Annotated in this window: 21 protein-coding genes; 9 read left to right on the top strand and 12 right to left on the bottom strand. The window is 56.7% G+C overall.

Features of this window, described 5'->3' with window-relative positions; all coding sequences use genetic code 11:
- Positions 1 to 116 precede the first annotated feature (116 nt).
- The 4 genes from ACHZBF_RS02925 (at position 117) to ACHZBF_RS02910 (ending at position 5,221) form a co-directional block, all read left to right on the top strand.
- A complete protein-coding gene (locus ACHZBF_RS02925; protein WP_321527626.1) occupies positions 117 to 1,355 on the top strand; it encodes an efflux RND transporter periplasmic adaptor subunit in 1,239 nt (412 codons plus the stop codon).
- 2 nt (positions 1,356 to 1,357) lie between these two features.
- Entirely contained in the window at positions 1,358 to 4,531 is a 3,174-nt protein-coding gene (locus ACHZBF_RS02920) for an efflux RND transporter permease subunit (protein WP_321527625.1), read from the top strand.
- A 144-nt stretch (positions 4,532 to 4,675) separates the two neighbouring features.
- The gene (locus tag ACHZBF_RS02915) at positions 4,676 to 5,047 is read left to right on the top strand and encodes a VOC family protein (protein ID WP_273440704.1); all 372 of its coding nucleotides are present in this window, start codon (positions 4,676 to 4,678) and stop codon (positions 5,045 to 5,047) included.
- Positions 5,048 to 5,089: 42 nt separating this feature from the next.
- A complete protein-coding gene (locus ACHZBF_RS02910; RefSeq protein ID WP_273440703.1) occupies positions 5,090 to 5,221 on the top strand; it encodes a hypothetical protein in 132 nt (43 codons plus the stop codon).
- 132 nt (positions 5,222 to 5,353) lie between these two features.
- On the opposite strand, the gene ACHZBF_RS02905 is transcribed toward ACHZBF_RS02910, so the two are convergent.
- From ACHZBF_RS02905 to ACHZBF_RS02895, 3 genes are read right to left on the bottom strand one after another with little or no spacing between them, the layout of a single operon-like run.
- Positions 5,354 to 6,508, bottom strand: coding sequence for an osmoprotectant NAGGN system M42 family peptidase (locus ACHZBF_RS02905; RefSeq protein WP_273440702.1), 1,155 nt, complete (start codon positions 6,506 to 6,508; stop codon positions 5,354 to 5,356).
- Positions 6,509 to 6,512: 4 nt separating this feature from the next.
- Complete coding sequence (ngg, locus tag ACHZBF_RS02900; protein ID WP_321527624.1) at positions 6,513 to 8,261, bottom strand: N-acetylglutaminylglutamine synthetase; 1,749 nt, start codon at positions 8,259 to 8,261, stop codon at positions 6,513 to 6,515.
- A gap of 11 nt (positions 8,262 to 8,272) precedes the next feature.
- Entirely contained in the window at positions 8,273 to 10,045 is a 1,773-nt protein-coding gene (locus ACHZBF_RS02895; protein WP_321527623.1) for an N-acetylglutaminylglutamine amidotransferase, read from the bottom strand.
- Positions 10,046 to 10,199: 154 nt separating this feature from the next.
- Between ACHZBF_RS02895 and ACHZBF_RS02890 the strand changes: the two genes are divergently transcribed.
- Positions 10,200 to 10,730 (top strand): MarR family winged helix-turn-helix transcriptional regulator, encoded by a 531-nt coding sequence (locus ACHZBF_RS02890; protein ID WP_335342942.1) that lies wholly within the window; start codon positions 10,200 to 10,202, stop codon positions 10,728 to 10,730.
- 186 nt (positions 10,731 to 10,916) lie between these two features.
- Here the strand turns inward: ACHZBF_RS02890 and ACHZBF_RS02885 are convergent, their stop codons facing one another.
- Positions 10,917 to 12,995: an ATP-binding protein gene (locus ACHZBF_RS02885; RefSeq protein WP_321527622.1), complete on the bottom strand. Its 2,079-nt coding sequence runs from the start codon at positions 12,993 to 12,995 to the stop codon at positions 10,917 to 10,919.
- A 171-nt stretch (positions 12,996 to 13,166) separates the two neighbouring features.
- On the opposite strand from ACHZBF_RS02885, the gene nth reads away from it, so the two are divergent.
- Complete coding sequence (gene nth / locus ACHZBF_RS02880; RefSeq protein WP_321527621.1) at positions 13,167 to 13,802, top strand: endonuclease III; 636 nt, start codon at positions 13,167 to 13,169, stop codon at positions 13,800 to 13,802.
- Between the two features lie 13 nt (positions 13,803 to 13,815).
- Positions 13,816 to 14,247 (top strand): DUF1841 family protein, encoded by a 432-nt coding sequence (locus ACHZBF_RS02875; RefSeq protein ID WP_273440698.1) that lies wholly within the window; start codon positions 13,816 to 13,818, stop codon positions 14,245 to 14,247.
- A gap of 7 nt (positions 14,248 to 14,254) precedes the next feature.
- Here ACHZBF_RS02875 and ACHZBF_RS02870 read toward each other — a convergent pair whose 3' ends face one another.
- From ACHZBF_RS02870 to pomA, 3 genes are all read right to left on the bottom strand, one after another.
- Complete coding sequence (locus ACHZBF_RS02870; protein ID WP_321527620.1) at positions 14,255 to 14,869, bottom strand: hypothetical protein; 615 nt, start codon at positions 14,867 to 14,869, stop codon at positions 14,255 to 14,257.
- Positions 14,870 to 14,934: 65 nt separating this feature from the next.
- Positions 14,935 to 15,798, bottom strand: a complete 864-nt coding sequence (gene tssL, locus ACHZBF_RS02865) for a type VI secretion system protein TssL, long form (protein ID WP_321527619.1) — start codon at positions 15,796 to 15,798, stop codon at positions 14,935 to 14,937.
- 5 nt (positions 15,799 to 15,803) lie between these two features.
- On the bottom strand, positions 15,804 to 16,565 hold the full coding sequence (gene pomA, locus ACHZBF_RS02860) for a flagellar motor protein PomA (protein ID WP_029132857.1): 762 nt from the start codon (positions 16,563 to 16,565) through the stop codon (positions 15,804 to 15,806).
- A 242-nt stretch (positions 16,566 to 16,807) separates the two neighbouring features.
- On the opposite strand from pomA, the gene ACHZBF_RS02855 reads away from it, so the two are divergent.
- On the top strand, positions 16,808 to 17,644 hold the full coding sequence (locus ACHZBF_RS02855) for an SDR family oxidoreductase (protein WP_321527618.1): 837 nt from the start codon (positions 16,808 to 16,810) through the stop codon (positions 17,642 to 17,644).
- A 131-nt stretch (positions 17,645 to 17,775) separates the two neighbouring features.
- Here ACHZBF_RS02855 and gshA read toward each other — a convergent pair whose 3' ends face one another.
- Complete coding sequence (gene gshA / locus ACHZBF_RS02850) at positions 17,776 to 19,350, bottom strand: glutamate--cysteine ligase (RefSeq protein ID WP_321527617.1); 1,575 nt, start codon at positions 19,348 to 19,350, stop codon at positions 17,776 to 17,778.
- Positions 19,351 to 19,730: 380 nt separating this feature from the next.
- Here gshA and ACHZBF_RS02845 point away from each other — a divergent pair, with 380 nt between their 5' ends.
- Positions 19,731 to 20,474, top strand: a complete 744-nt coding sequence (locus tag ACHZBF_RS02845; protein WP_321527616.1) for a serine hydrolase — start codon at positions 19,731 to 19,733, stop codon at positions 20,472 to 20,474.
- 11 nt (positions 20,475 to 20,485) lie between these two features.
- Here the strand turns inward: ACHZBF_RS02845 and ACHZBF_RS02840 are convergent, their stop codons facing one another.
- The 4 genes from ACHZBF_RS02840 to mazG form a co-directional block, all read right to left on the bottom strand.
- On the bottom strand, positions 20,486 to 22,576 hold the full coding sequence (locus tag ACHZBF_RS02840; protein WP_321527615.1) for a carboxy terminal-processing peptidase: 2,091 nt from the start codon (positions 22,574 to 22,576) through the stop codon (positions 20,486 to 20,488).
- A gap of 91 nt (positions 22,577 to 22,667) precedes the next feature.
- Positions 22,668 to 23,543 carry a DUF4743 domain-containing protein gene (locus ACHZBF_RS02835; RefSeq protein ID WP_321527614.1) on the bottom strand — a complete coding sequence of 292 codons (876 nt, stop codon included), beginning with the start codon at positions 23,541 to 23,543 and terminating at the stop codon, positions 22,668 to 22,670.
- A gap of 86 nt (positions 23,544 to 23,629) precedes the next feature.
- Complete coding sequence (locus ACHZBF_RS02830) at positions 23,630 to 25,201, bottom strand: M48 family metalloprotease (protein WP_321527613.1); 1,572 nt, start codon at positions 25,199 to 25,201, stop codon at positions 23,630 to 23,632.
- A complete protein-coding gene (gene mazG / locus ACHZBF_RS02825) occupies positions 25,198 to 25,995 on the bottom strand; it encodes a nucleoside triphosphate pyrophosphohydrolase (RefSeq protein ID WP_037374851.1) in 798 nt (265 codons plus the stop codon). The genes ACHZBF_RS02830 and mazG overlap by 4 nt, the downstream gene beginning before the upstream one ends.
- Positions 25,996 to 26,086: the final 91 nt, after the last annotated feature.

Genomic DNA, 26,086 nt, shown 5'->3' with positions numbered 1-26,086 from the left:
CCAATTTATGAACTATTATCACTCTGAGTCATGGCCCGATACACCCATGACCGACGAGTAACAGCCATGACACCCCGGCTTTCCCTGAATCCACCGACAGAGGCACACGCCACTGCATGAATATGACACGGCATATCCGTACTCCCTTAACACACCTGATACTCGGCCTGCTGGCCCTGCAACTTGCCGGCTGCAGCGAGAGCGAGTCGCAACCGACCGATAGCGCCATGCCGGTACAACAGGTCACCGTCATCGAACTGTTGCCGCAGGATCTGCCGGCACAGTTCGAGTACGTCGGCCGACTGGAGGCCTCGCGGGAGGTCGAGATCCGCCCGCGGATTACCGGACTGATTGAACAGCGACTGTTCGAGGAAGGCAGCCATGTCGAGGCGGGACAGCCGCTGTTCCAGCTTGATAGTGCCCCGTTCGTGGCCCGCAAGCGGGTGGCCGAGGCGGCACTGGCGGAGGCCAACGCGCGCCTCATCCAGGCCGAGCGGGAAGTGAAACGGCTGACCCCACTGGTCAAGGCCCTGGCGGTCAGCCAGCGCGATCTGGATGACGCCCGTTCCACCCGTGAGCTGAATCGCGCCGGTGTCGCCGCCGCCCGGGCGGAACTGGCCCAGGCCCAGCTCGATCTCGACTACACCCGGGTCGATGCACCGATTGCCGGACGTATCGGGCGCGCCCTGCAGGCCGAAGGCTCATTTGTCTCACCCACCAGCGGGCCGCTCGCCAACCTCGCCCGGATCGATCCGCTCTATGTGCGCTTTTCCATCGCCGAGAACGAGCAGCTGGCAATTGACCGGCAGTTGGCCGAGGGCAGTCTGACACTGCCGCCCCCCGATCAGCGCCGGGTCGAGGTGCAGCTTGCCGATGGCACAATCTATCCGCTGACCGGACCGGTCGACTTCAGCGATTACCGAACCGACCCGCAGACCGGCGCCTACGACAGGCGCGCCACCCTGCCCAATCCGGATGCCCGGCTCAGCCCCGGACAATTCGTAAAGGTGCGGATCAAAGGGGGTGTCCTGCCCAATGCCCTGGCGGTACCACAGCGTGCGGTACAGGAAGATGCCAACGGCAAGTTCGTCTATGTCGTCGGCCAGGGTGAAAAAGGCATGACCATCGCCCAGTCCAAACCAGTCGAGGTGGGTCAGTGGGTGGATAGTCCCGATTCCACCGAGGGTGAACGGCTCTGGGTGATCCGCTCCGGCCTCAGCGCAGGCGACCAGGTCGTCATCGAGGGCACGGCGCGCATCTTTTTCCCGGGCATGCCGATTCAACCCCAGCCCCCCGTTGATAAAACGGCCGAAACATCCAGCAGCGCCAAGGCGTCCTCCGGCGGGGAGCGCTGATCATGTTGTCGCGCTTTTTTATCGATCGCCCGATCTTTGCCGCAGTAATGTCGATCTTCCTGGTACTTGCCGGGCTGCTGGCAATGCGCATCCTGCCCATTGCCCAGTATCCCGAGATCGCCCCGCCGGTGGTCACGGTACGGGCAATCTATCCCGGCGCCTCGGCCCAGACCATAGAACAGACGGTCGCTGCCCCCCTGGAGAATTCGATCAACGGCATCGAGAGTCTGATGTACATGAGCTCCACCTCCGCCTCCAACGGAGTGCTGGAGATTCAGGTCACCTTCGAGATCGGCACCGACGTCGACCAGGCCGCCCTCAACGTCAACAACCGGGTCAAGCAAGCCGAGCCGCGCCTGCCGGAAGAGGTCCGACGCCAGGGGGTAACGGTCGAGAAGGGCTCCTCCGCCTTCCTGCAGGTGCTCGCCTTTCTCTCCCCGGACGGACGCTTCGATGACCTTTACACCAGCAACTACGTTACGCTGAACGTACTGGACCGCCTGAAACGCATCCCCGGCACCACCAACGTACAGATATTCGGCGCCAAGGATTATGCCATGCGGATCTGGCTGAAACCGGACCGGATGGCCGAACTGGGTGTCACGGCAACCGAGATCGCCAGCGCCATACAGGAGCAGAATGCCCAGTTTGCCGCCGGCAAGATCGGCCAGCCGCCGATCGGCAAGGGACAGGAGCTGGTCTATACGATCAACGCCCAGGGCCGTCTGTCGACTCCGGAAGAGTTTGGCGACATCATCCTGCGCACGGGCGAAGGCACGGCGCTGTTGCGGCTTAAGGACGTGGCGCGGATCGAGCTGGGTTCCAGGGATTACGACTTCACCGGCCTCTACAACGGTAAACCGGCGACCCTGGTCGGCATCTTCCTGCAACCCGGCGCCAACTCACTGGCCGTCGGCGACGAGGTCAAGGCGACCGTGGCTGACCTGGCCGAACAGTTCCCCGAGGGGCTGACCTACTCGATCCCCTACGACACCACCCGGTTTGTCGAGGTGTCGATCCGCGAGGTGATCAAGACCCTGGGTGAGGCGATCCTGCTGGTGGTGCTGGTGGTGTTCGTATTCCTGCAGAACTGGCGTGCCACCCTGATCCCGGTAATCGCCGTGCCGGTGTCGCTGCTCGGCACCTTTATCGGCCTGTACCTGCTCGGTTACACCATCAACACCCTCACCCTGTTTGGCATGGTGCTGTCGATCGGCATCGTGGTGGATGATGCCATCGTGGTACTGGAGAACATAGAACGGATCATGCACGAGGAGGGACTTGCCGCCCGCGAGGCGGCATTGAAGGCGATGCGCGAGGTGACCGGGCCGGTGATCGCCATCGTCCTGGTGCTCTGCGCGGTATTTATTCCGATCGCCTTTCTGGGCGGCCTGACCGGTGAACTGTATCGCCAGTTCGCCGTCACCATCGCTATCGCCGTGGTGCTCTCCGGCTTCGTCGCCCTGACCCTGACTCCGGCGTTGTCGGTGATTATCCTGCAAAACCAGCGGCGTCACCCGGGACGCTTTTTTGCCGCCTTCAATCGGGGGTTCACCCATATCACCGGCGGTTATCTAGCCGGGGTGGGTTTCCTGTTGCGACGGGCCAAACTGGCCATTGTGCTCTACCTGCTGATGGTCGGTGCGGCGCTGTTCCTGTGGGACATCACCCCGGGATCACTGGTGCCGAACGAGGACCAGGGCTATTACATCGGCGCGGTCTACCTGCCGGACGGTTCCAGTCTCAGGCGTACCGAGGCGGTGACACAGCGGGTAATCGAGATCATGCGTGACGATCCCGACGCGGAACATGTGGTGGCATTCGCCGGACTGGATTTTCTCGGCGGCGGCTTCCGCAACAGCGCGGCGACCATCTTTGTCGCCGCCCGGCACTGGGACCAGCGCCAGCGCTCCACCGACGATATGGTCGGCCAGTTGATGGCAAAAAGCGCCGGCATCCGCGAGGCCCTGGTGATCGCCTTCGGGCCGCCGCCGATTTTTGGCCTCGGCAATGCCGGCGGTTTCGAACTCTACCTGCAGAATCGCGGCGAGGGCGGGCCAAAGGAGCTGGCCAAGGTCAGCGAACAGCTGCTCGCCGAACTGCGCAAGGACCCGCGCATCGTCCAGCCGTTGTCGCTCTGGCGCTCGCGGGTGCCGCAACTCTATGTCGACGTCGACCGGGCCAAGGCGAAACTCCTCGGGGTCGATATCGACGCTCTGTTCACCACCGTGGCGGCGACCCTGGGCACCTTCTATGTGAATGATTTCAACAAGTTTGGTCGCACCTGGCAGGTCCAGATGTCGGCCGAACCCGGCTATCGCGCCAGGCCGGAGGACATCGGCGCACTCTACGTGCCCACCGGAGATGCCACCCAGGTCCCCCTCTCGGCCCTGGCCAGGGTCGAGTACACTTCGGGCCCGGAAACCCTGGATCGTTACAACAATATCCAGGCAGTGAAAATCTTTGGCGAATCGGCGCCCGGTATCAGCTCCGGCCAGGCGCTGGCGATTGTCGAGGAGATCGCCGATCGCACCCTGCCGAAGAATTTCAGCTACGAGTGGACATCCGCCTCGTTTCAGGAGAAGCGCTCCAGCGGCACCTCAAGCCTCGCACTCAGCCTTGCGGTATTGATGGTGTTCCTGATCCTGGCCGCCCAGTATGAGAAGTGGTCACTGCCGATCGCCGTCCAGCTGGCCCTGCCATTCGGCACCTTTGGCGCACTCGCCGCGGTCTGGCTGCGCGGGCTCAGCAACGACGTCTATTTTCAGATCGGTCTGGTAACCCTGCTCGGGCTGGCGGCGAAAAACGCCATTCTGATTGTCGAGTACGCCCTGCTCAAGAAAGACGAGGGATATTCCGCCAGTGCCGCCGCCCTGGAGGCGGCCCGTCTGCGCTTTCGACCGATCCTAATGACCTCACTGGCATTTATCCTCGGCGTGCTGCCGCTGGCGATCTCCACCGGCGCCGGCGCCGGGGCACGCCATGCGGTTGGTACCGGCGTGGTCGGCGGCATGCTGGCTGCCACCTTTCTGGCAATCTTTTTCATCCCGCTGTTCTACCGGCTGGTCACCGATCGCCGCCTGCGCAGCAGCCCGGAGGAGTTTGAACAACGCCCCCACCTGCCGCCCCATAGTTCACCCCACACCCCGAGCCACCATCCCGGGGGGTCGGGATAATAGCCCGGGCGGAAGTCGGATCGGCCCCATAGCATGCTGTTTGATGGCAAACCATGATTTACAGCGGATTTAACATGATCGTCCAAGAATAGTCGTCAGGTTAACCGACGCGTGGCTATTGCGTCATTCATCAAGGAGGCTTTTATGAAAAACAACCCGGTCGTCTGGTTTGAGATTTATGTGCAGGAGATGGAACGTGCCAAGCAGTTCTACGAATCGGTATTTCAGGTCAAGTTGGAACGACTGAATACACCGGATCTGGAGATGTGGGGCTTTCCCATGGACATGAACAGCGCAGGGGCCTCTGGCGCACTGGTAAAAATGGCGGGTGTCCCCTCGGGTGGTGTGAGCACATTGATCTACTTCGCCTGCGATGATTGTGCCGTTGAAGAGGCGCGCATAGACGAATCCGGTGGACAGATTAAGCAAGCCAAGATGTCCATCGGGGAGTATGGGTTCATCAGCCTGGGCTTTGACACAGAGGGCAACCTGTTCGGCCTGCACTCCATGCAGTAGCGGACGGGGCCGTTTGCAACCCTGACAAGGGAGGATACGCACATGCGATTCATGATTATTGTAAAAGCCACCAACGATTCGGAGGCTGGTGTGATGCCTGCCTTCGGCCTGGTCGCCGACCGGTTTGGCGTGCCCTGGATGATCTATGTGGAGTCCCCTGAAAATCGCAGATGAATGTCACTGACACGCGGCGCACCATTGACGCCGCCTGGCGTATCGAGGCGGTCACGGCGCCCTATGGAGTACGGGGAAGCGGAGCATTGATCCCTTCGATATCGTTCGCCCCACTACCCGCCTCACACGCGACTATTCGGATACCGGTTTGTCCACACTGAAATCGTCGTCCCAGCCGGCGGGATCTTCCGGGAAATCATCGAGCGGGCCCAGGGGTCGCTCATCCCGCTCGAACAGCTGGCCACTCTGCATGTACATGGAGAGCAGGCGGGCCACCGCCAGCACCGATTTTTCATGGGTGCGTTCATGACCGTGAGAAGCGTCCAGGGCAAAACAGATCAGCCCGGTACGAATATCATTGCCGGCCTCCACCGCCGCCGCCGAGTCACTGCGGTAGTAGCGAAATACATCCCGGCTGTGTTCTATCCCGCAGGTCTGGCAGAGTGAGATCAGCCGCCGGGTCAGGTACCAGTCGAACGGGCCACTGGAGTCCTGCATGGCGATGGTAACGCCGTATTCGGAGGTGTTCTGACCCGGCGCGATGGTGCCATTATCCACCGCCAGCAGTTCGGCCACGTCACCATGCAGAATATGCGAGGCACCGACGCCGGTCTCTTCCGAGATTGTGAACAGCAGATGACAATCCATCGGTAGCGGGACCTTGGCATCACAGATCGCCTTGGCCGCTGCCAATACCGCTGCCACGCCCACCTTGTCATCGAGAAAGCGGGAGACCCAGAAACCGTTTTTGAGAAATTCCGGCTGCGGATCAATGGAGACCATATCCCCGGGATGAATGCCGAGCTTTTCCAGGTCAGCGATGCTGTGCACCGGCTCATCCAGACGCAGCTCCAGGTTCTGCCAGCTCGCCTCCTGGGTATCCACCTGCTTGCCGAACACATGCCCGGACGCCTTCAATGGCAGCAGCGTACCCCGGTACTGAATACCCTTATCGATATACAGCGTCACCCGGGCACCTTCCGCCGAACGCGCCGGCCAGGTACCGACCGAAACCACCTCCAGCCGTCCGTTTGACTTCAGGTTCTTGACCATGGCACCCAGGGTATCCAGATGCGCCGCAATGGCCCGATCCGGTGAGTGCACTTCACCGGAAAGGTTGGCACGAATCGCCCCGCGCCGGGTCAGTTCATATTCAACCCCCATCTGCTCCAGCTTGTGGCAAACCAGCTGTACCACAGTGTCAGTCATACCGGTTGGGCTGGGCACTTGCAGCAGTTCCAGCAGGGTCTCACGCAGATACGTGCGATCGATATCAATTATTTTCATTGGTTTACCTGTTTGCCAGGGCGGTTTGGGGGAACAACATATCCAGTAGTTTTTCAGCCGTGGGCTGGGGTTCATGATTGGCCAGACCGGGCCGTTCATTGGCTTCAATAATGGCGTACTCGGGGCCTTCCAGATCCGGCACGATAAAATCAAATCCGACCAGTGGCATATCCAGTACCTGGGCTCCGCAGATGGCCGCTTTGACCAGTTCCGGATGCAGCCGGTCCGTCACATCCTGCAAGGTGCCTCCGGTGTGCAGATTGGCGGTCTTGCGCACCTTCAGTCGCTGACCTTTGGGCAGTACCTGATCCATAGTGAGGCCAGCATCTTTCACACAACGTTCCGTCTCATCATCCATCGGGATCACACTCTCGCCCTGGGTGGCGGCTGCCCGCCGGCGGCTCTGCTTTTGAATAAGCTCGGCTATGCTGCGGGAACCATCGCCCACGACTGAAGCGGGACGGCGAACCGCCGCGGCGACCACTTCATCATTGATAACAATAATCCGCACATCGTCACCCGATACAAAACGCTCTCCCACCACCCGGTCACAAAAGCCGGCGGCGAGGGCATAGGCCGCTCTCACATCAGCCGGCTCGCTCAGATCAACACAGACACCGACACCCTGCTCCCCGCGAGCCGGCTTGATGACGATACGCTGGTGACGCTGCAGAAAAGCCAGTGCCTGCTCCTCGTCCTTGAGCAGTTCCTGTTCCGGCACATGCAGTCCGGCCCGGGCCAGAAACCGGCGAGTCACCGCCTTGTCATCACAGCGACTCATCGCCACGGCGCTGGTGAGATCGGTCAGCGACTCCCGACAGCTGACCGTCCGGCCACCCAGGCTGAGGTCGAAGAAGCCACCGGCCGCATCCACAATATCCACTACAATGCCACGGCGGTAGGCTTCATCGACAATAATCTGTGCGTAGACATTCAGCTCCTCATCATTTTTTGGTCCGACATAGAGCAGTTCATTAATCGCATTTTTGGTTTTGATGCAGTAGACCGGCACCTGAAAAAAACCGAGCTTTTCATAGAGCCGGATTGCCTGCTCATTGTCATGCATCACCGACAGATCCATAAAGGAGCGGCCGGCACCCTTGAATCTGTTGGCCAGTGCGATCACCAGTGCTTCACCGACGCCGGCATGCAGACACTGGGGGTCCACCGCCAGGGCCCAGAGACTGGAGCCGTTATCCGGATCATCGAAAGCCAGATGGTGATCCACCCCGGTAACACAGCCGACCACCTGTCCACTCGCAGTCTCAACGGCCAGCAGAACATGCAGTTCCGGATGCGTGCGCTGGTAGTCAAAAAATCCGTCCCTTACCGGCACCATCGAGCGCGCCTTGTATATCCGGTTGACCTGCTCTACATCACTGGCATCGGTAATCGGTCGAATCTCGATACCATGACCGACCATATCCGCCAGCTCGGCATATTCCAGGTTCAGTCGATAGGTCAGGGAGGGATCGATAAACAGCTCCTGGGGTGCCTGGGACACTACGACCTGCGGGTCACGGCTGTAGAGCGCCACATCCCGACGACCCAGACTCTCGTCACGCAATTGATCGGCAAGTTGCCGACTGGAGCGGAAGGTCTGACCAAAAATCAGTCGGCCCCAACCGCAATCCACCACCGCCTGCTTGTCCAGTTCATCGGCAATCGAACTGGGGGGGGCACCCCAGTGTTTTAGCGACCCCATCTGCTCGATATTCAGATTACCGCTCCTTCCTTTTTCTGCTTTGCTCATTGCGCCACAACCTAGAGATGATGGGTCTGCAACCACAACTCCAGCAGGGCGACCTGCCACAGTTTGGAGCCGCGTAGCGGGGTAATGTGATCCTTCGGGTTATCCAGCAGTCTGGTCAGGTAATCCCGATTGAACAGGCCACGGTTGATGGCGCGGGTGTCGTTCAGTGCATCCCGCACAAAATCCAGATAGGGTCCTTCGATATATTTCAGCGCCGGCACCGGGAAGTAGCCCTTGGGTCGATCGATCACCTGGTGTGGAATCACTTGGCGCGCGGCCTCTTTCAAGACCCATTTGCCATCACCTCGCACCTTCAGATCGGCCGGCACCCGGCCCGCCAGCTCCACCAGCTCGTGATCCAGGAAAGGTACTCGGGCCTCCAGACCCCAGGCCATGGTCATGTTGTCGACCCGCTTCACCGGGTCATCCACCAGCATTACCGTGGTATCCAGCTGCAACGCCCGATCCACCGCATTACCACCCTCTTCATCGCTGAACTGCTGTTCGATAAATGCGCTGGCGAAGTCAGACTGCAGATACCCTGCCTGTACCGTCTCGGCATATTCATCGAAGTCGCGATCCATGAACAGGCGGCAATAATCAGTCGCCCCGCTACCACTCTCCAGTAATGGCGGATACCAGTGATAGCCGCCGAACACCTCATCGGCACCCTGGCCGGACTGAACCACCTTGAGGTGTTTTGAGACCTCATGAGAAAGCAGATAGAAACCGATATTGTCATAGCTGACCATGGGCTCAGACATGGCATTGAAGGTCTCCGGCAAGGTCTCCAGCAGACGGCTGGAGGGGACCATTATCTTGTGGTGATCAGTCTGGAAGTGCTCGGCAATCAGATCGGAATACTGGAACTCATCCCCCTTCTCACCACCCGCCTCTTCAAAACCCACAGAGAATGTGCTCAGACCGGTCTGGCCCTGCTCCGCCAACAGGCCGACAATCAGGCTGGAATCAAGGCCACCGGAGAGCAGCACGCCCACCGGTACGTCTGCCACCATGCGGCGGCGCACCGCACGCCGCAGCGACGCCAGGACGCGTTCCTGCCACTCCTCGGCACTGACCGCACGATCTTCTTCACGACTCCCCACCTTGAGACGCCAGTAGGTCTCGCTGTGATGCGAGCCGTCCTGTTCATAGACCTGGACAGTCGCTGGCGGCAGCTTGCGCACCCCCTTCAGAAGGGTAAACGGTGCCGGTACCACGGCATGAAAACTCATGTAGTAGTTGAGTGCCACCGGATCGATTGAGGTATCGATATCACCGGCTTTCAACAGTGCGGGCAGGGTCGATGCAAATGCTACCCGGCCATCCGTAGCGGCGATATAGCAGGGCTTGATACCGAGTCGGTCCCGGGCCAGCACCAGACGCCCGGAGTCTCGCTCATGGATGGCGAAGGCGAACATGCCATTGAACCGTTTCACACACTCCAGCCCCCAGGCGTGGTAAGCCTTCAACACCACCTCGGTATCGCCGTGGGAGAAAAAACGATAACCCTGACCCTGCAGCTCTTCGCGCAGTTCCCGATAATTATAGATACAGCCGTTGAACACCAGATCGAGCCCGAGCTCGGCATCTACCATGGGCTGCTGGGCATGCTCCGACAGATCGATCACCTTCAGGCGCCGGTGGCCCAGGGCCAGTCCGTTGCGGGTCACAATCCCCTCACCATCAGGACCCCGGGGGGCCAGTTTGCGGATCATTTGCTCTACCCGCCCGACATTTGATTCACGCATTCCGGGTGCATAGATCCCGGCAAAACCACACATATATAAAACTCCTGTTATAGGGCGCGGCACCTCGGCAGAGATATACCCGGCCGGGCGTATCCCGCCAGATGCCCTTCTCATGCTCAGTGTAATACTATATTATTACACTTCTAATGTTTAGAGTACAAACTAAATAGTTCACATTGGTTGAAATATGAAAACTGGCTATAATCCATCACCCGTCAAATTCAACCTGACTCAACTCATGGCCGAAAATCAGTACTGGCATGACGTGCTCGTCTCCCTGCGTCGCATCATTCGGGCGACCGATCTGCAGTCCAAGCGGATGGTGAAGAGTTGCGGCCTGACCATTCCCCAGGTGATGGTGATGAGAGCCATCAACGCGCTGGGCGATGTCACGGTAAAGCGGATCTCCGACGATGTATCCCTGAGTCAGGCGACCGTCACCACCATCCTTAACCGCCTTGAGGATAAAAAGCTGACCGAGCGGGTGCGCAGCAGCGTGGACAAGCGCGTGGTCAATGCGCGCCTGACCGAGGCCGGCAAGGAAGTACTGCTATCCACCCCTCCCCTGTTGCACGAAAAATTTATTGAACGATTTGAAGCACTGGAAGATTGGGAAAAAACCCAGATTCTCTCGGCGCTGCAGCGCGTCGCCACCATGATGGATGCGGAAACCATCGACGCCGCCCCTCTGCTCGATATTGCCTCGCCCAATCCTTGAGTGGCAACCTCGATGGGCACGCTGAGCCCTGACACTGCCGCAATCCCTGTACCCCATCAAGCGCCCGAGCGGCTTTAGCCGCGAAGGAATTCATCGACCGCGCACAGATCGCAGCTAAAGCAGCTCCTACGACCGGGCATAGGTCGTAGCTAAAGGCGAGGGTTTACGGATCCCCTATCGGGGACTCTAATTGCTGTCGTTATTGATTGACGTATAACGTTCAATCGTCTGCCGCAATAACCGTTCATCTACCGGCTTGGCCAGAAAGTCATCCATGCCGGCCTCGGCACACGATTTGCGGATAGCGGATGATATATTGGCCGTCAAGGCAATAATGGGCAGTCGTCGGTCACCCTTCTCCTGCTCACGCATCTCGCGGGTAAATGCCAGGCCATCCATTTTCGGCATACGCAGATCGATGAATGCAATATCAAAGGCATCGTTCAATGCCATCTGCAACGCCTCCTCTCCATTCCTTGCCCAGCTCACATGACAACCAATGCCACTCAGTAACGTACTCAGCACCCTGGCATTAATCGCATTGTCCTCGGCCATCAGAACATTCACCTGATATGCCGCCCTGCTGCGAGAATCCGTTGCCCTGTCATGCTCCGGATATGCGCCTCGCTTCAGCAGTAACCCGATATGACTCAACAGTTCGGATGCTAAAAACGGCTTGATCAGGAAATGGCTGGCCGGGTGATCGTCCTGCAGCCTTCGCTCCATATACCCCAGGTAGATAATGGCGAGGTCACTCCCCAGGTGCTGGCGCAGAACCCGGCCGATTCGGTATACATCCTGACCACCCGGAGAATCGGCAACAATAGCAAAATCCAGGCCACCCCGCATCTCCACCTGCTGAACCACCGCGGAGAGTTCATTGACCCTGGATACAGAATAACAGTGCATGCCCCGCTCGGTGCATGACTCCCTGATCAGGTCACACGTGCGCTGGTTGGTCTCATAGATCAGCGCCGTAAACCCATCAAACAGGCGTGACCGGTACGCTGCCGGGTCTGGTATCTGCCCGGTAAGGGGTAAGCGTATCTGAAAGGTACTGCCGACTCCGGGGCTGCTTTCAACGCTGACATCCCCCTCCATCAGATGAGTAAGACGCCGGGTAATAGTGGCGCCGAGACCAAGACCACCATGACCACTGGTGGAGGAGGCATCCGCCTGCCAGAAACATTCAAACAGCTTCAGCTGTTGCGCTTCCGAAATGCCTATACCCGTGTCCCGGACTGTTATCAACAGCATCTCCTCACCACCTCCGGCGGTAACCAGTGCCAAAGATGCCGACAACTCCACTTCTCCAGACTCGGTAAATTTCAGTGCATTCGAGAGCAAATTGCAAAGAATCTGGCGTAACCGCAGTTCGTCATAATAGAGTTGCACCGGAACACGTTCATCGACGGAACAGATCAACTCAATACCTTTATCCAGGGCCTGATGAGACAGTGTCAGGCTGATATCCCTGAACAGCCCACGGATATCAAACAATCTCGGTTTCAACTCGAAACCCTCGGCATCCATCTTGGAAAGATCAAGCACCTCACTGATCAGAGAGTCCAGGATATTGGCCGATGAGGCAATGGAGTCCACATACTCCTTCTGTTCAGGATCGAGTGTGGTATTCCTGAGCAGTTGCGACATCCCCATAATACCGCTCAACGGGGTACGCAGTTCATGGGTCATACTGGACAGGAAGATGCCTTTCGCCTTGTCCGACTGCTCCGCATCCAGCCTGGCATTGTGCAATTTTCTCAGCAGTACATACTGATAGAGCGGAAGCATGATTAGCAGCAAGAGAAAAAAGATCACCTCAAAGGTATACCTCTCCCACTGTCCCAGAGCCGTCAGTACCAGGGCATAGGCAAGGATGCTGAGCAGCGATGCCGCCTTCAGATATGCTTTCCCATAGCGGGTGCCGTAGGAGATAAAAATCCAGATATAAAGCAGATAAAAAGGACTCACCACTTCCTTGGTAAGATAGATGCACAGGCTGGTGGCGGAAATATCAAACAGCAGGGAGAGATAGCGTCTGGCCTCCCACACCGGGCGATAGAACACGCTCGTCAGCACGGAGAGAAACAGTATCAGATAGCCGCCGAACAGCAGCGCATAATCCCCCAGATCGACCGCGTAATAATTCGTAGCCGCCCCGAATCCGATATAAACGACGGCAAATAACCAGATACCCAACCGGACCAGCGCGGATTGGAATTCCGGGTTCTTCAGTAAAGAAGCGGGTAACGGATTGAGCATCCCATGCCTCGGTAGTTAATTCTGAATAAAGCATCGCAAAAAATATATACTACTTTATATCTGGTAATTTCTGAAACGCGGACCGGAATAAACCGGCACCATACTCCCGGAACATCCAACCAGTACACATTTATCGGCCCTGTGGAGAGTTGTCATGGTAAAATCCGCCATATGAACCAGGCAATCAGACGTACTATCTTCGAGCGATTACGCGAACTGAATCCGCACCCCACTACCGAGTTAAATTTCAATACCCCTTTCGAACTGCTGATCGCGGTCATTCTCTCCGCGCAAGCCACCGACAAGGGGGTGAACAAGGCCACGGACAAGCTCTATGCAGTGGCAAACACCCCGGAGGCGATACTGGCGCTCGGCGAAGAAGGACTGAAGACCTATATCAAGACCATCGGCCTGTTCAACAGCAAGGCGAGCAATATCATCAAGACCTGCAGGCAGCTCATAACGATGCACGAGGGCCGGGTACCACAGGACAGGACGGCGCTGGAGGCACTGCCAGGCGTCGGCAGAAAGACCGCCAACGTGGTGTTGAACACGGTATTCAGACAACCCACCATGGCCGTCGACACCCACATATTCCGCGTCGCCAACCGCACAAAAATAGCACCAGGGAAAAATGTACTGGAAGTCGAGAAGCGGTTATTAAGAAATATACCCAGGGAATTTCTGCTCGACGCACACCACTGGCTGATTCTGCATGGACGCTACACCTGTCTGGCTCGCAGTCCCCGATGCGGCTCCTGTATCATTGAGGATCTGTGTGAGTTCCGCGACAAGAATCTGGATTGAGAGTTATAGGATAATGTTTGGAAATGATCGAACCCAGATGCGCCGCTTCTTTACCGAGGCCTGGCGCAAGGCGTGTACCGGAGAGGAGTTGATCCCGCTGGAACGGATGGTTGCCGAAACCATTAGACAACATCCGGAATATCACGCCCTGCTGGAAGCTCCGGACAGTGCGCTGGATAAGGATTTTCTACCCGATCTGGGCGAGACCAACCCGTTTCTGCACATGGGTATGCATATCAGTCTGCAGGAACAGATCGGCACCGACCGACCGACAGGTATTCGTCAACTCTATCAGCAGGTGGTCCTGGGCGCGGCTGACAGTCACGAAGCGGAACACCGGATGATGGAGTGCCTGGGTAAAATGTTATGGGAAGCACAACGGGAAAACCGCATGCCCGACGAGCAGGCCTATCTGCGTTGCATCCGTAGTCTGGCGAAAAAATAGCCGGCGGTCACCCCCGCCCATGCTGCTCCTGCACTGCCCGAGCGCGGCGTATCTGGGCGCCCTGACGCTGTATTACATGTTGAATCAGCACATCCCGATCCCGCTCTCGTATATGTACGAAGGCGGTACGCAGATTGTATCCCGGATCCGGCTCTTCCGGTTCGGGTGCGGCGGGATCACAACCGATTACTTCAACAAAACTCAGGATACCGGCGTAGGAAGGAGTCAGGAGAAGCTTCAGTTCCAGCGTGGAACCCGGCTGAATAAATTCGGAAACCTGGAACGAGATACCGGTAGCACTGAGATTGACGGCCTGTGCCGGCTGCTTTAACAATTCGGTAGTCTGTGCCATCAGGGCACGCCCGAGGATATCGATCTTCCTGTCCAGGGACTTGAGATACGCGGCGATCTCCGGTCGGCTCGATTCAATCTTATTCAGTGTTCCCATCATCTCCTGACTGACTGCGGCCAGACTGCTGACCACGGTGAAGTCACTGTCGATTTCATTTTCCAGACACTCGATTGAAGCCGCCAGGCGATCAGAAGAGACCTGCCGATAACTCAGACTGAGGCTGTCGTCGATCCGAAAAAATTGTCTACGCTCATTCTGGTTGATATTCAACGACAACTCACCCCGCTTGTTCCAGTTTGTTAGCTATTTAGTATCACCTGCAATACCGATTTACCCTAACCTTGTGGCACCTGAAGTTCCAGCAACCCCCCGTTATCCAGATCCGAGCCACGTTGAATAATCAATTCAACCCGCCGGTTAATTGCCCGGTTCTCCACTGAATCATTCGGCACCAGCGGTTGAGAATCCGCATGCCCCTCCACCGCTATTCGCTTGGGATCGACATTGGGATCGTCCAGCAGGGCGTGGACCACGGTCACGGCTCGGGCAGATGAGAGCTCCCAGTTCGAACGGAACCGGTTGGTGGATATCGGTACATCATCAGTATGCCCGGCCACCACCACTTTACCGGGCGTACGTGCGACAGCCTCGCTGATGCGTACCATCACGCCATAGAAATCATCATTCAATTTGGCACTGCCGGAGGGGAAAGAGCCTTTTTCATTGATCCGGATAATGATCTTGGTCTGCTCTGTCTCCACACTGACCAGATTCTCTTCGATCTCCAGCTTAAGTGCCTCTCTGATCTCCTCGGCCTGCTGTGCCACCTCTTGCAATACCTTTTCCAGCGCGGCCTCAACCACAGCATCGGCCACGTCAGACGGCACATCCAGATTTTGTTTCTCAATGTCCGTGGTTTGTTGCCGCACCTCATCAACCAGTGAAGGTTCCGGAATGGTAGAGGGGCTGAACTCCTGCATGATCACGCTGGTGCCCATGACAATATCCGGTGCCGGCACTTCACGCTGCACACCAAAAGCATCCTTCATCGATTCCGCCATCTTCTTGAAGCGTATCGCATCGATCTCGGCAAAAGAGAGCAGCAGCACGAAAAAACACATCAACAAGGACATCAGGTCGGCAAAGGTCGCCAGCCAGGGAGGCAGGCCCTCGTCACATTTTGGGCAATCATCTGCCATATCGCTTACTCGGTCTCTTCCTTGACGCGCTTATTCGAGGGCAGATAAGTCGAGAGAAGTTGTTCCAATACCCGTGGATTCATACCTTCCTGGATACCCGCGATGGTCTCTATAATCAGCGATTTATTGATTTTCTCCAGGCTGCTGGCGCGTGCCAGTTTGTCAGCCAACGGCTGGGCAAATGCGTTGGCGATCACCGCACCGTAGAGCGTGGTCAGCAGTGCTACCGCCATGGCGGGACCGATACTTGCCGGATCAGACATATTGGCCAGCATCTGCACCAGACCGATCAGTGTACCGATCATGCCCATCGCAGGGGCCATGGTGGCCATATTTTTAAACATGGCCTGGCCTACTTCATGACGCCCAATAGTCAGGTCGATATCCTTGCTCAAGAGACGATTGACCAGTGCCGGATCATGTCCATCGACACAGAGACTGATACCCTGCTTGAGGAAGCTGTTGCTGATCTCCTGCCCTTCCAGGGCAAGCAGGCCATTCTTACGCGCCACATCGGCCAGCCTGACCGCCTCTTCAATCAAAAATGCCGCATCGTCCGTCTTGTAAAAAAAGGCCTTCATGCCAATGGTGAAAGAGCCCAGAAAATCCTTCAGAGAGACCTGCATCAGGGTCACCATGAAAGTGCCGCCCACCACAATCAGGATAGAGGGCACGTTAATGAACAGCATGATATCGCCGCCCGTGGCAATCGCCCCGATGATGATTCCAAAACCGCCCAGCAACCCAACCAGTGTCGCTATATCCACAAATACTTCCTCATCACTCTACAGACCAATTCCATACCAAAAACCAGGCATGCAATCCTGTAGCGGACAACAGCACGGAAACTTTAGATGCGGAGACTGCAATATATTCGGTTAATTCGCTACAATCTGCCGTCACTACCGCCAATTCACAAGACTGGGGAATCTCGGATCGCAGCCCTTTCAGACAGGCCTGTGATGACTGGTGGAAACCGACACAAGACCAGGCACAAAGGAAGGCTCAAGTGAGTGATCCATCCAGGAAATCAATTCTGATCACCGGCTGTTCGAGTGGCATAGGCCTGTGCGTGGCCAATGGCTTGAAACAGAGAGGTTATCGGGTAATTGCCACTGCCAGGAAAAGCAGGGACGTGGAACGACTTGTCCAGTCCGGACTGGAATCGGTTGTACTGGACCTCGCTGATTCCGACAGCATACAGCAGGCCGTCACACAGATTCTGGCCATGACGGACAACCGAATTTACGCACTGTTCAACAATGGCGCCTACGGCCAGCCTGGCGCTGTTGAGGACCTGACCCGGGAAGCTTTACGCGCCCAGTTTGAAACCAATCTGTTTGGCTGGCATGAACTCACCTGCAAAATCATACCGGTGATGCGCAGGCAGGGGGAAGGTCGGATTATTCAGAACAGTTCCGTGCTGGGGTTCACGGCACTGGCCTACCGTGGCGCCTATAACGCAAGCAAGTTTGCCCTGGAAGGTCTAAGCGATACCTTGAGACTGGAACTGCAAGGCAGTGGCATATCGGTCAGCCTGATCGAACCGGGACCGATTGAAAGCCGCTTCCGGGCAAATGCCTACGCCATGTGGAAACACCATGTTGATCCGGCCCACAGCCCTCACCAGGAAGCCTACCGGGCGATGCAGGAGCGGCTGACCCGGGATGGCCCCGCCGTACCCTTTACCCTGCCCCCGGAAGCGGTGCTGAAAAGGGTGATTCACGCACTGGAGAGTCCCCGGCCACGGATTCGCTATTATGTCACCTTGCCCACGTACCTGTTCGGCACACTGAAACGACTACTGCCTGATCGGCTCATGGACTGGGTGCTGAAGCGGGTGTGAGGCAAATAGCGCTGACTTAAGCTCTAATCCCGTTTATTTAAGGTGTGGCTGACGGCACGGTTGGTGGGTTACCGCGCAAACAATGCGCCTAGCCCACCCTACATTAGGTGCTTTATCAATTTGAAGCAGTACTAGTGCTGGGCGAAATAATCAGCCAGAAACTGGCTAAAGCTTACGCCGGTCTCCTGCTCCAGTTCACGCTGCCGCTCCAGAGACATCTCCGCCTCATCAAGGAACATCCGGTAGCGCTCGGTGTCTGGAACATAGCCGTTGAAATAGTTCCGATGCTGCAGGGACTTACGCCTGGCAAAATGGAAAAATCCTTCACCCTGCTCGCGCATCTCCTGCAGCATCCTGGCGGAAGGGGTACTTTCCGGGTCGGCGACGCAGGCCTGCTGTTGCTTCAGTGCCTTGCCGTAGGGTTTTGCGTCATCCCATCGATCCAGCAGTTCACACACCGGCTCCATGGCCTGTAGCAGTTCCCTCGCCCAGTCACGCAGCCGGATCTCCCTGCCCTGACGCGACAGATAGAGCGAGGGGTCACGCCCGCGGTGCGCGGCACCGCCTATATTCTGATCAATCTCCCTGCGCTCCTGCACATTGATCGGTGGACTCTCCAGCAGCAGACAGAACACCATAAAAGCGCGCAAAAAACTGAGCTGCTCCTCACTGACACCCAGCGGGTGGAATGCATTCACATCCAGCGATCTCAGTTCAATATAGCGCACACCCCGCCGGCGCAGCGCAAGTGTCGGTTTTTCCAACCCATCCAGCACCTGCTTGGGTCTCACGGTGGTGTAATACTCATTTTCGATCTGCAGGATATTGGCATTGAGCTGTTCGTAGCGGCCATTCACCTCCACTCCGATCTTCTCCCACAACGGGCTCGGTGTTTCAATGGCGTGGGTCAGACTATTGATATAGCTATCGAGGCTGTTGTAGTTCGCCTTGATGCCGACGCCCTTCTCTTTGCTGTTGGTATAACCGATGTCACCCATGCGCAGCGAGGTGGCGTAAGGTTCAAAATAGGTATGCCGGTCAAATTCCTCCAGTTCAGTCGGCTTGTCGCCCAGAAAGGACTTGCATACCGCCGGAGAGGCCCCGAAAAGGTAAGGAATCAGCCAGCCAAATCGCTGCAGGTTTCTGATCAGCTCCAGATAGGCACTGTCGATAAAGGCCCGTTGCTGTGCTTGACTCCGCCGGAACTCCCGATACAGCGGCCAGAAGTCATCGGCGAAGGAGAAATTGAAATGGACGCCGGCGATCACCTGCATGGTCCTGCCATAACGGTGACCGAGGCCCCGGCGATAGACATTTTTCATAATGCCGGGATTGGAAGTGCCGTAATAGGCCAACGGAATATTCTCCCCTCCGTCCAGTACACAGGGCATGCTGGTGGCCCAGAGATATTCGTTTTCCAGGTGGTCGTAGACAAACTTCTGGGTATCCTTGAGAAAATCCAGCGCCTCATCTATACGCGCGCAGGGTGGCGTAATCAGCTCCGCAAGCGCCTCGGAATAGTCGGTGGTGATATAGGGGTGAGTCAGCGCAGAACCCAACGCCACGGGATGCGGCCGCTGGGAAATACTGCCATCCTCCGAAACTCGCAGGCACTCTTTCTCAAGCCCTACAGCACCGCCGGTAGACAAATATTGCCCAATATCATCCGATAGCTGCCGGATACGATTTTCTACAGATTGATACAATCGTTTTGTCCCAGGTATTGTCTGTTCTGGTTATTCGTCCCACCCGCTCCGGACAAAGCCCTCTCGGTTAGCCGGCATTATAGCCAGTGAGATTGCCTTCTGTCCGATGAATAAACGACACCCACCAGACTGTTACCGTAGGACATCCCCTTGCATGAAGGGGTCGCGGTTTTTGCATTTAATCCCAAATTGGGCAAAGATAGCCGAAATTCAATAGCCCGGATCAGTCAAGTTTGAAGAAGTACATATTTTTCCTCCTGTTTCTGCCCCTGTGTCAACTGAATGCCGGCGAACCTGCGCGGTCATCCACAGCACAATCCCCGTCATCGGCAACCCCTCAGCCAGTCAATCCTGCCTGGAACAGGCTGGATGAGAAAAAGTTGAAACTGCGCTCAGCCTCCGCCTTGATCGTTGACAGCACCGGCAACGAAATTTATAGCAAACAGAGTGATACTCCACTGCCGATCGGCTCGATCACCAAACTGATGACGGTCATGGTGATCCTTGATGCGCGCCTGCCCCTGGATGAGAAGATTCGCATTACCAAACAGGACCGGGATCTGATAAGGCTCACCGGTTCGAGACTGAACTATGGCGCCACACTGAGTCGCCGCAGTCTGCTCGATCTGGCGCTGATGGCGTCAGAGAACCGGGCTGCCAGCGCGCTGGCCCGTACCTATCCCGGAGGTACCGAGCAGTTTATCCGGGCAATGAATGCGAAAGCCAGACAACTGGGAATGGTTGACAGCCGATTTACCGATCCAGCCGGACTGGATGCAGGTAATGTAGCTTCACCCAACGACTTGGTCAGAATGGTCAAGGCGGCCAGCGATTATCCGGAGATAGCGGATGCCACCACCCGCTTGAGAATGGACGTTCGACCCTACCCAAAGCGGGGGCCGCTAACCTATGGTAATACGAACCGGCTACTGAAGAATCAGGCCTGGAATATTCAGCTCAGCAAGACTGGTTATATCAATGAAGCAGGGCGCTGCCTGGTAATGAAGGCCAAGGTCAAAGGGCGCGAACTAACCATTGTGCTGCTCAACTCATTTGGCAAACTGACCCCGTTCGGTGATGCGAACAGGGTCAGAAAGTGGATTGAGCGCGGTCTATCCGGATAAAGCCTAGCTAATCAATTAACCATCGCGGCCCTGCTCTGACCACCGATGTAATCAGCCAGGATATGGGCTGCCTCGTTAAGCATGATTCTGGCGACCGGATCATCCTGATCTGCGGCCGGGTCGGTGCGTTCTTTATTCTCATCCACGTCTTCCGGTTCCGGGTCCAGTCCAACCGCCATCAGGAAGCGGTTTTTCTCCGCCTTGCGGCGTTTTTCCCGCTGGTCCCACTCAATCTCCCGATCCTTTTCAAGCAGTGACACCGTATCCTGGGCCTTTACTTCTTTCAGCATCGCCTCGACTTGTGTGAGATAGATGAAACCGGGGTCATCCTTGATGCGCAGCTGATGCATCTGCCGATAGGGTTCCAGCAATCCCAGCCCCTGGGCCTTGTAGTTCACGGCATCGATTTTTGCCCACGGTAGCGAGTTATCCAGACTCCGTTCACCCTGATCATCGGATTGCACCGCGGATGGGTACACGATATCCGGCACAACCCCTTTAAACTGGGTACTGCCGCCATTCACTCGGAAAAATTGCGCCATGGTCAGGCGCAGGCGCCCCAGGTTCTTTTCCCCATAGCGCACAAACCGCCCGAGATCGACCAGGGTCTGTACCGTTCCCTTACCAAAGGTGGGCTCACCGATAATAATTCCCCGGTGATAATCCTGAATGGCCCCGGCGAAAATTTCCGAAGCCGAGGCACTGTGCCTGTCGACCAGAACCGCCAGCGGTCCGGTATAGACCTGATCGGGATCGGGATCGTTTTCTATGTCCAGATCACCCGAGGCATTTTTCACCTGCACCACCGGCCCGGAAGGGATAAACAGGCCAGTCAACTCGGTGGCCTCTACCAGGGAGCCACCACCATTTTCACGCAAGTCAATAACAATGCCATCCACGCCTTCCTCTTCCAGTTCGCGAATCAGCCTACGGACATCGCGAGTGGTGCTGGTAAAATCCTTGTCACCCTTGGAGTACCCCTGAAAGTCCCGATAGAAGGCAGGAATATCAATTACGCCAATGCGAATATTTCCCATACCACCCAGATCCTTGATGACAAACTTCTTGGCGGCCTGATCCTCCAGCTTGATCTCGTTGCGCACCAGCGTGACCAGTTTGGAACGTCCGGTCGATCCCTCGTCTTCAGGCAGGAGCTGTAACCGGACAGTGGTGCCCTTGGCACCACGGATAAGATCAACCACATCCTGCAGACGCCAGCCGATCACATCCTCCATTTCACCCTCGGCATCCTGACCGACCCCGACAATCCGGTCCCCCGGATTGATCTGTCCGCTCAAGGCTGCCGGACCACCGACGACGGTACGCTGTACCACGGTATATTCGTTTTCATTTTTCAATACGGCGCCGATTCCTTCCAATGAAAGCCGCATGCTGATATCAAAATTCTCCGACACCCGTGGGGACATATAGGAGGTATGAGGCTCCAGACTCAAGGTGTAGGAGTTGATAAAGACCTGAAATACATCGTCAGAATCCATTTGACGGGTTCGCCGCTGAATACCGGTATAACGCTTTTGCAGGGTACTTTTGATTTCATCCAGCGGCTTATCCTTGAGCTTAAGGCTGAGGATATCGCTCTTCACTTTCTTACGCCAAAGCTCATTCAATTCCGCTGTGTCGGCAGTCCAGGGAGACTTCTGACGGTCGAATCGATAGGTTTCGTTGATGGTGAAATCATAATCCCGATCAAGCAACTTTAAAGCATATTTGATCCGTTCATCGATGCGCTGGCGATAGACCCGGAAAATGCTGAATGCCGAGTCGAGCCGGGCATCTTTCAAATCATCATCCAGACGATCACCAATTACATTGAATCGGTCTATATCCCCCTGGGTAAAGAAACTCTTGTTCGGGTCCAGTACTTCCAGATACCGACTCAAGATCGCCCGGGACATTTCATCGTCCAGGAGGTGTTTTTTGTAGTGATACTCGTTGATCACTTTCAGAATAATCAGTGTGGATTGTCGCTGGGCGCGCGTGGGTTGCAGCTCATCGAGCGGAACCTCCCTGACACTGGCCCAGGCAAGAGTAAAACACTGAAGCAGCAATAAAGCCCAAAACAGCAGGTATCTGAATTTCATAGATTTGAATCGCATCCTAATAAACATCAGTTGGACCCTGGTTTGACCCAATAGGTTTCATTGCGCCATGGGTCAAAGTGTAACACGCGAACTACCCGGATGGCGGTTCAAGCGGAGGCGGGGCGGGGTGTAGCGCCGTGAGCAGGGCCAAATACGTCTCGTCATCGGGTCCGATATAGCCGTGGCGGATGAGAAAATCGATAATCACAAGATTGCAATTCAGTTTGAACTCACTACTGTTCTTCACCACATCCCGCACTTCCTCGATCGGCCAAAGGTAAAATGACTGCACCTCGCCATCCATACATTCAGGAATAAAATCTTCAGGCAATTCAAGGTCATAACAATAAAGTGTATCGTGCTTGAAACCCTTCTCCGTATCCATATGATAGCTTACGGCACCTACCGGCACAGCCTGACGGGCAAGATGGCCAGGAATTCCCGCCTCCTCCCAACACTCCTTGGCCAGATTCTCATTCAGCGAGATACCATAAGGCAGTCCACCCGCCGCCAGATTATCCAGCCGGCCGGGATAGTGCTGACGATCATGGGCACGCCTGCTAACCCACATTTTCAGCCCATCCGGGGAGCGGACATAGCCGTTGACATGCTGGCCATATGCCCGGATACCAAACAGGGGCGCCATCGCACGATCGATCAGCAGCAGAGGGCTTGCACCGCCCTGGGGCGCAGCCGCGTAGCGTTCACCGTGAAAGGGACTCAGCTCACCCAGGGCGATCAGTTGCTCAAGTACCCCGGCCACCTGGGCAGACCGCTCGATCAGCCCGGTTTCCCGGCAGTTGAGGGCGACAAAGTGATCGGTTACGGAGAAAACCGCTGGCCAGGGCTTCAGCAATTCGGCAAACAGTGGTCGTATGCGACCGACCGTCACTCCTCCTATCGTAAACGGGACGAAACGACTGGCGTCATGATCATTGCAGGCAGCAACATGATCGATAAATCTCATACAAGACAATTCCTGGATGCGGCCGGTGTAATCAAACCGGCGGACTGGTTAACAGATTACCGAAGAGTTGGCTACCGTTCCGGTAATTACTCCACAACAGCCGCACCAATGACACGACTATCCCAGCGGTTGAGTTGCTTGCTGTCGGAGAGACGGATATCGGTTTGAAGCGAAACCGCCTGCCCGGCGCCGAGAGCTCCCGGCACCCTGTACTCCGCACGCACAAACACCCGGCCGCCGGCACCCAACTCGCCCAACTGTACCCGAATATCCCGAGCCGTCACAGCGGTCGGATTTTCCAGATGAATCAACACACTGCCAGTTCGATCGATACCCAGGCGGCTCTTGATATAACGTCCTGGATGTTCAGGCAGGTCCAGTCGCGCCAGTGCCGTTGCCGCGGCCTTGCCGTGCTCGCTGGAAGCACCCGAGGCCTGTTGATAGTGGGCTATGGCATTCGGCCGGTCCCCTTCGCGTAACGCCAGCCCCCCGAGCAGGTAGTGGGCATCCGCCGTCGGCAACAACTCCACGCTGCGATTCAGATCCCGCCGTGCTCCGGATCGGTCTCCCAACTCGGCCTTAAGCGCTCCTCGTACCAGATAGTGACGAAAGAATCCATCATCCAGCGTTACCGCCTTGTCATAGGCGGTTAATGCCTTGGTATCAGCTCCCTGCTGCGCCAGGGCGTCACCTTTCAAGCCATAAAACAGCGCCTCCCGGGGCTCGATTCCGATTGCCCGGTCCGCCAGCATGAGCGCTTTATCGGACTGCTTTTTCTGTAGTGCGGCCCGTCCCTCGGTATAGGCCGCATAGGCCGGGGCGGTTTTTTTCAGCACACCGACCATCTGCTGGTAGCGTTCAGCCCCCAGCTCCCCGCCTTGTCCCAGTTCCCGCGCCCGTTGCCGATTCTTCTCCACCCGCTCGGCGGAAGGAGGATGGCTGGCAAACAGCCCACTCAACCAGTTCTCCTTGCGATCCTTCGACAGTCGCACAAAGGTCTCCTGCAACCCGACCGCGGCCTGTGGGTCATAGCCCGCCCGGGCCATGTAGACCATTCCGTAGTGGTCCGCCTCAAGTTCGGCATCCCGGGAGTACCCCTGATTGATCAGGTTGGCCCCAACAGCCGCGGCACCCACGGCCAGTTGCGAATAGTCGCTGTCACTGGCCGCTACACCGGCCGCCAGTAACACACCCTGCAGCACCACGCCCCGCTCGATACCCTTGGCACCGTGCCGGGCGGCCGCATGGACGATTTCATGCCCCAACACGGCAGCCAGTTCCGCCTCATTGTTCAGTTCCAGCAAAAGCCCCCGATTGACCGCAATCTTGCCGCCCGGCAGTGCCCAGGCATTTGGGGTGGAATCGTTCAACACCACAAATTCATAAGGGAGTTTACGGTCACTGACCGCCGCCAGACGCTGCCCGACCTGCTGCACATAACGGGTAATTTCCGGTTCAACCTTGTAGTCACCACCCTGCATCTGGCGGCTGGGTTGATACTGTTTCTGTCCGATCTCCAGTTCACTCTGTTCCGAGATCAGTGCCAATTCACTTTTGCCAGTAACGGGATTGGTGGCGCAGCCGGACAAGCCTGCCAAAACCAACATACCCAGGAACAGTCTGGAGGTGATGTTAAATAGTCCACGATAACCACTCATTTTCCCTTTTCCTTCCGTTTGGCCTCATTCCATGCCGCATCCATCACCGACAGATCCGACGCCTCCAGGGTCATGCCCCTGCCCCGCAGGATCGACTCCATGGCATTGAAGCGCGCCTCAAATTTGCCATTGGTCGCCCGCAGCAGATTCTCGGAATCCAGCCCAAGATGCCGGGACAGGTTCACACAACTGAACAGCAGATCTCCCATCTCATCCGCCACCCGCGCCTCGTCTATCCTCGGCCTGTTCAATTCAGCTTCGAGCTCACCCAGCTCCTCCCTTACCTTGGCCAACACACCTTCACTATCCGGCCAGTCAAAACCGATTTTTGCCGCCCGCTTTTGCAGCTTGGTTGCACGCAGCAAAGCCGGCAGCGCATGCGCTATCCCCTGCAGATGATGAACCGGTTCCTCTGTTGCACGACTTTGCCGCTCCTGTGCCTTCAACTGCTCCCAGGCAATGCTCTGCTCATCGGCATTCGCCACCCGGGCATCACCAAACACATGGGGATGCCGACGCACCATCTTTTCACAAATGCCATGGATAACATCATCCATGTTGAAATGTCCCTGTTCACTGGCAATCCGGGCATAGAATACAACCTGGAATAACAGATCCCCCAACTCACTGCAGAGTTCCCCCATGTCAGCCTTGGCGATACTGTCCGCCACCTCGTATGCCTCTTCGATGGTGTAAGGAACAATAGTCTCCAGTGTCTGCTCCCTGTCCCATGGACAGCCGCTGTCGGGATCCCGTAGTTGTGCCATGATCTCTACCAGCCGTTGTATGGTCATTTTATTTCCCCGGACAATCGCTCGTCATGTAACAGAAGCCTGGGGACTTTCAACATCTCCTGCTTCGGTTGAAACTTAACTCATCAAGTAG

Source organism: Sedimenticola selenatireducens (genome assembly GCF_963675335.2).
In the GTDB taxonomy this organism is placed as follows: domain Bacteria; phylum Pseudomonadota; class Gammaproteobacteria; order Chromatiales; family Chromatiaceae; genus Sedimenticola; species Sedimenticola selenatireducens.
Note: the sequence above shows the minus strand (reverse complement) of the source record. Positions and strands in the feature narration are given on the sequence as shown.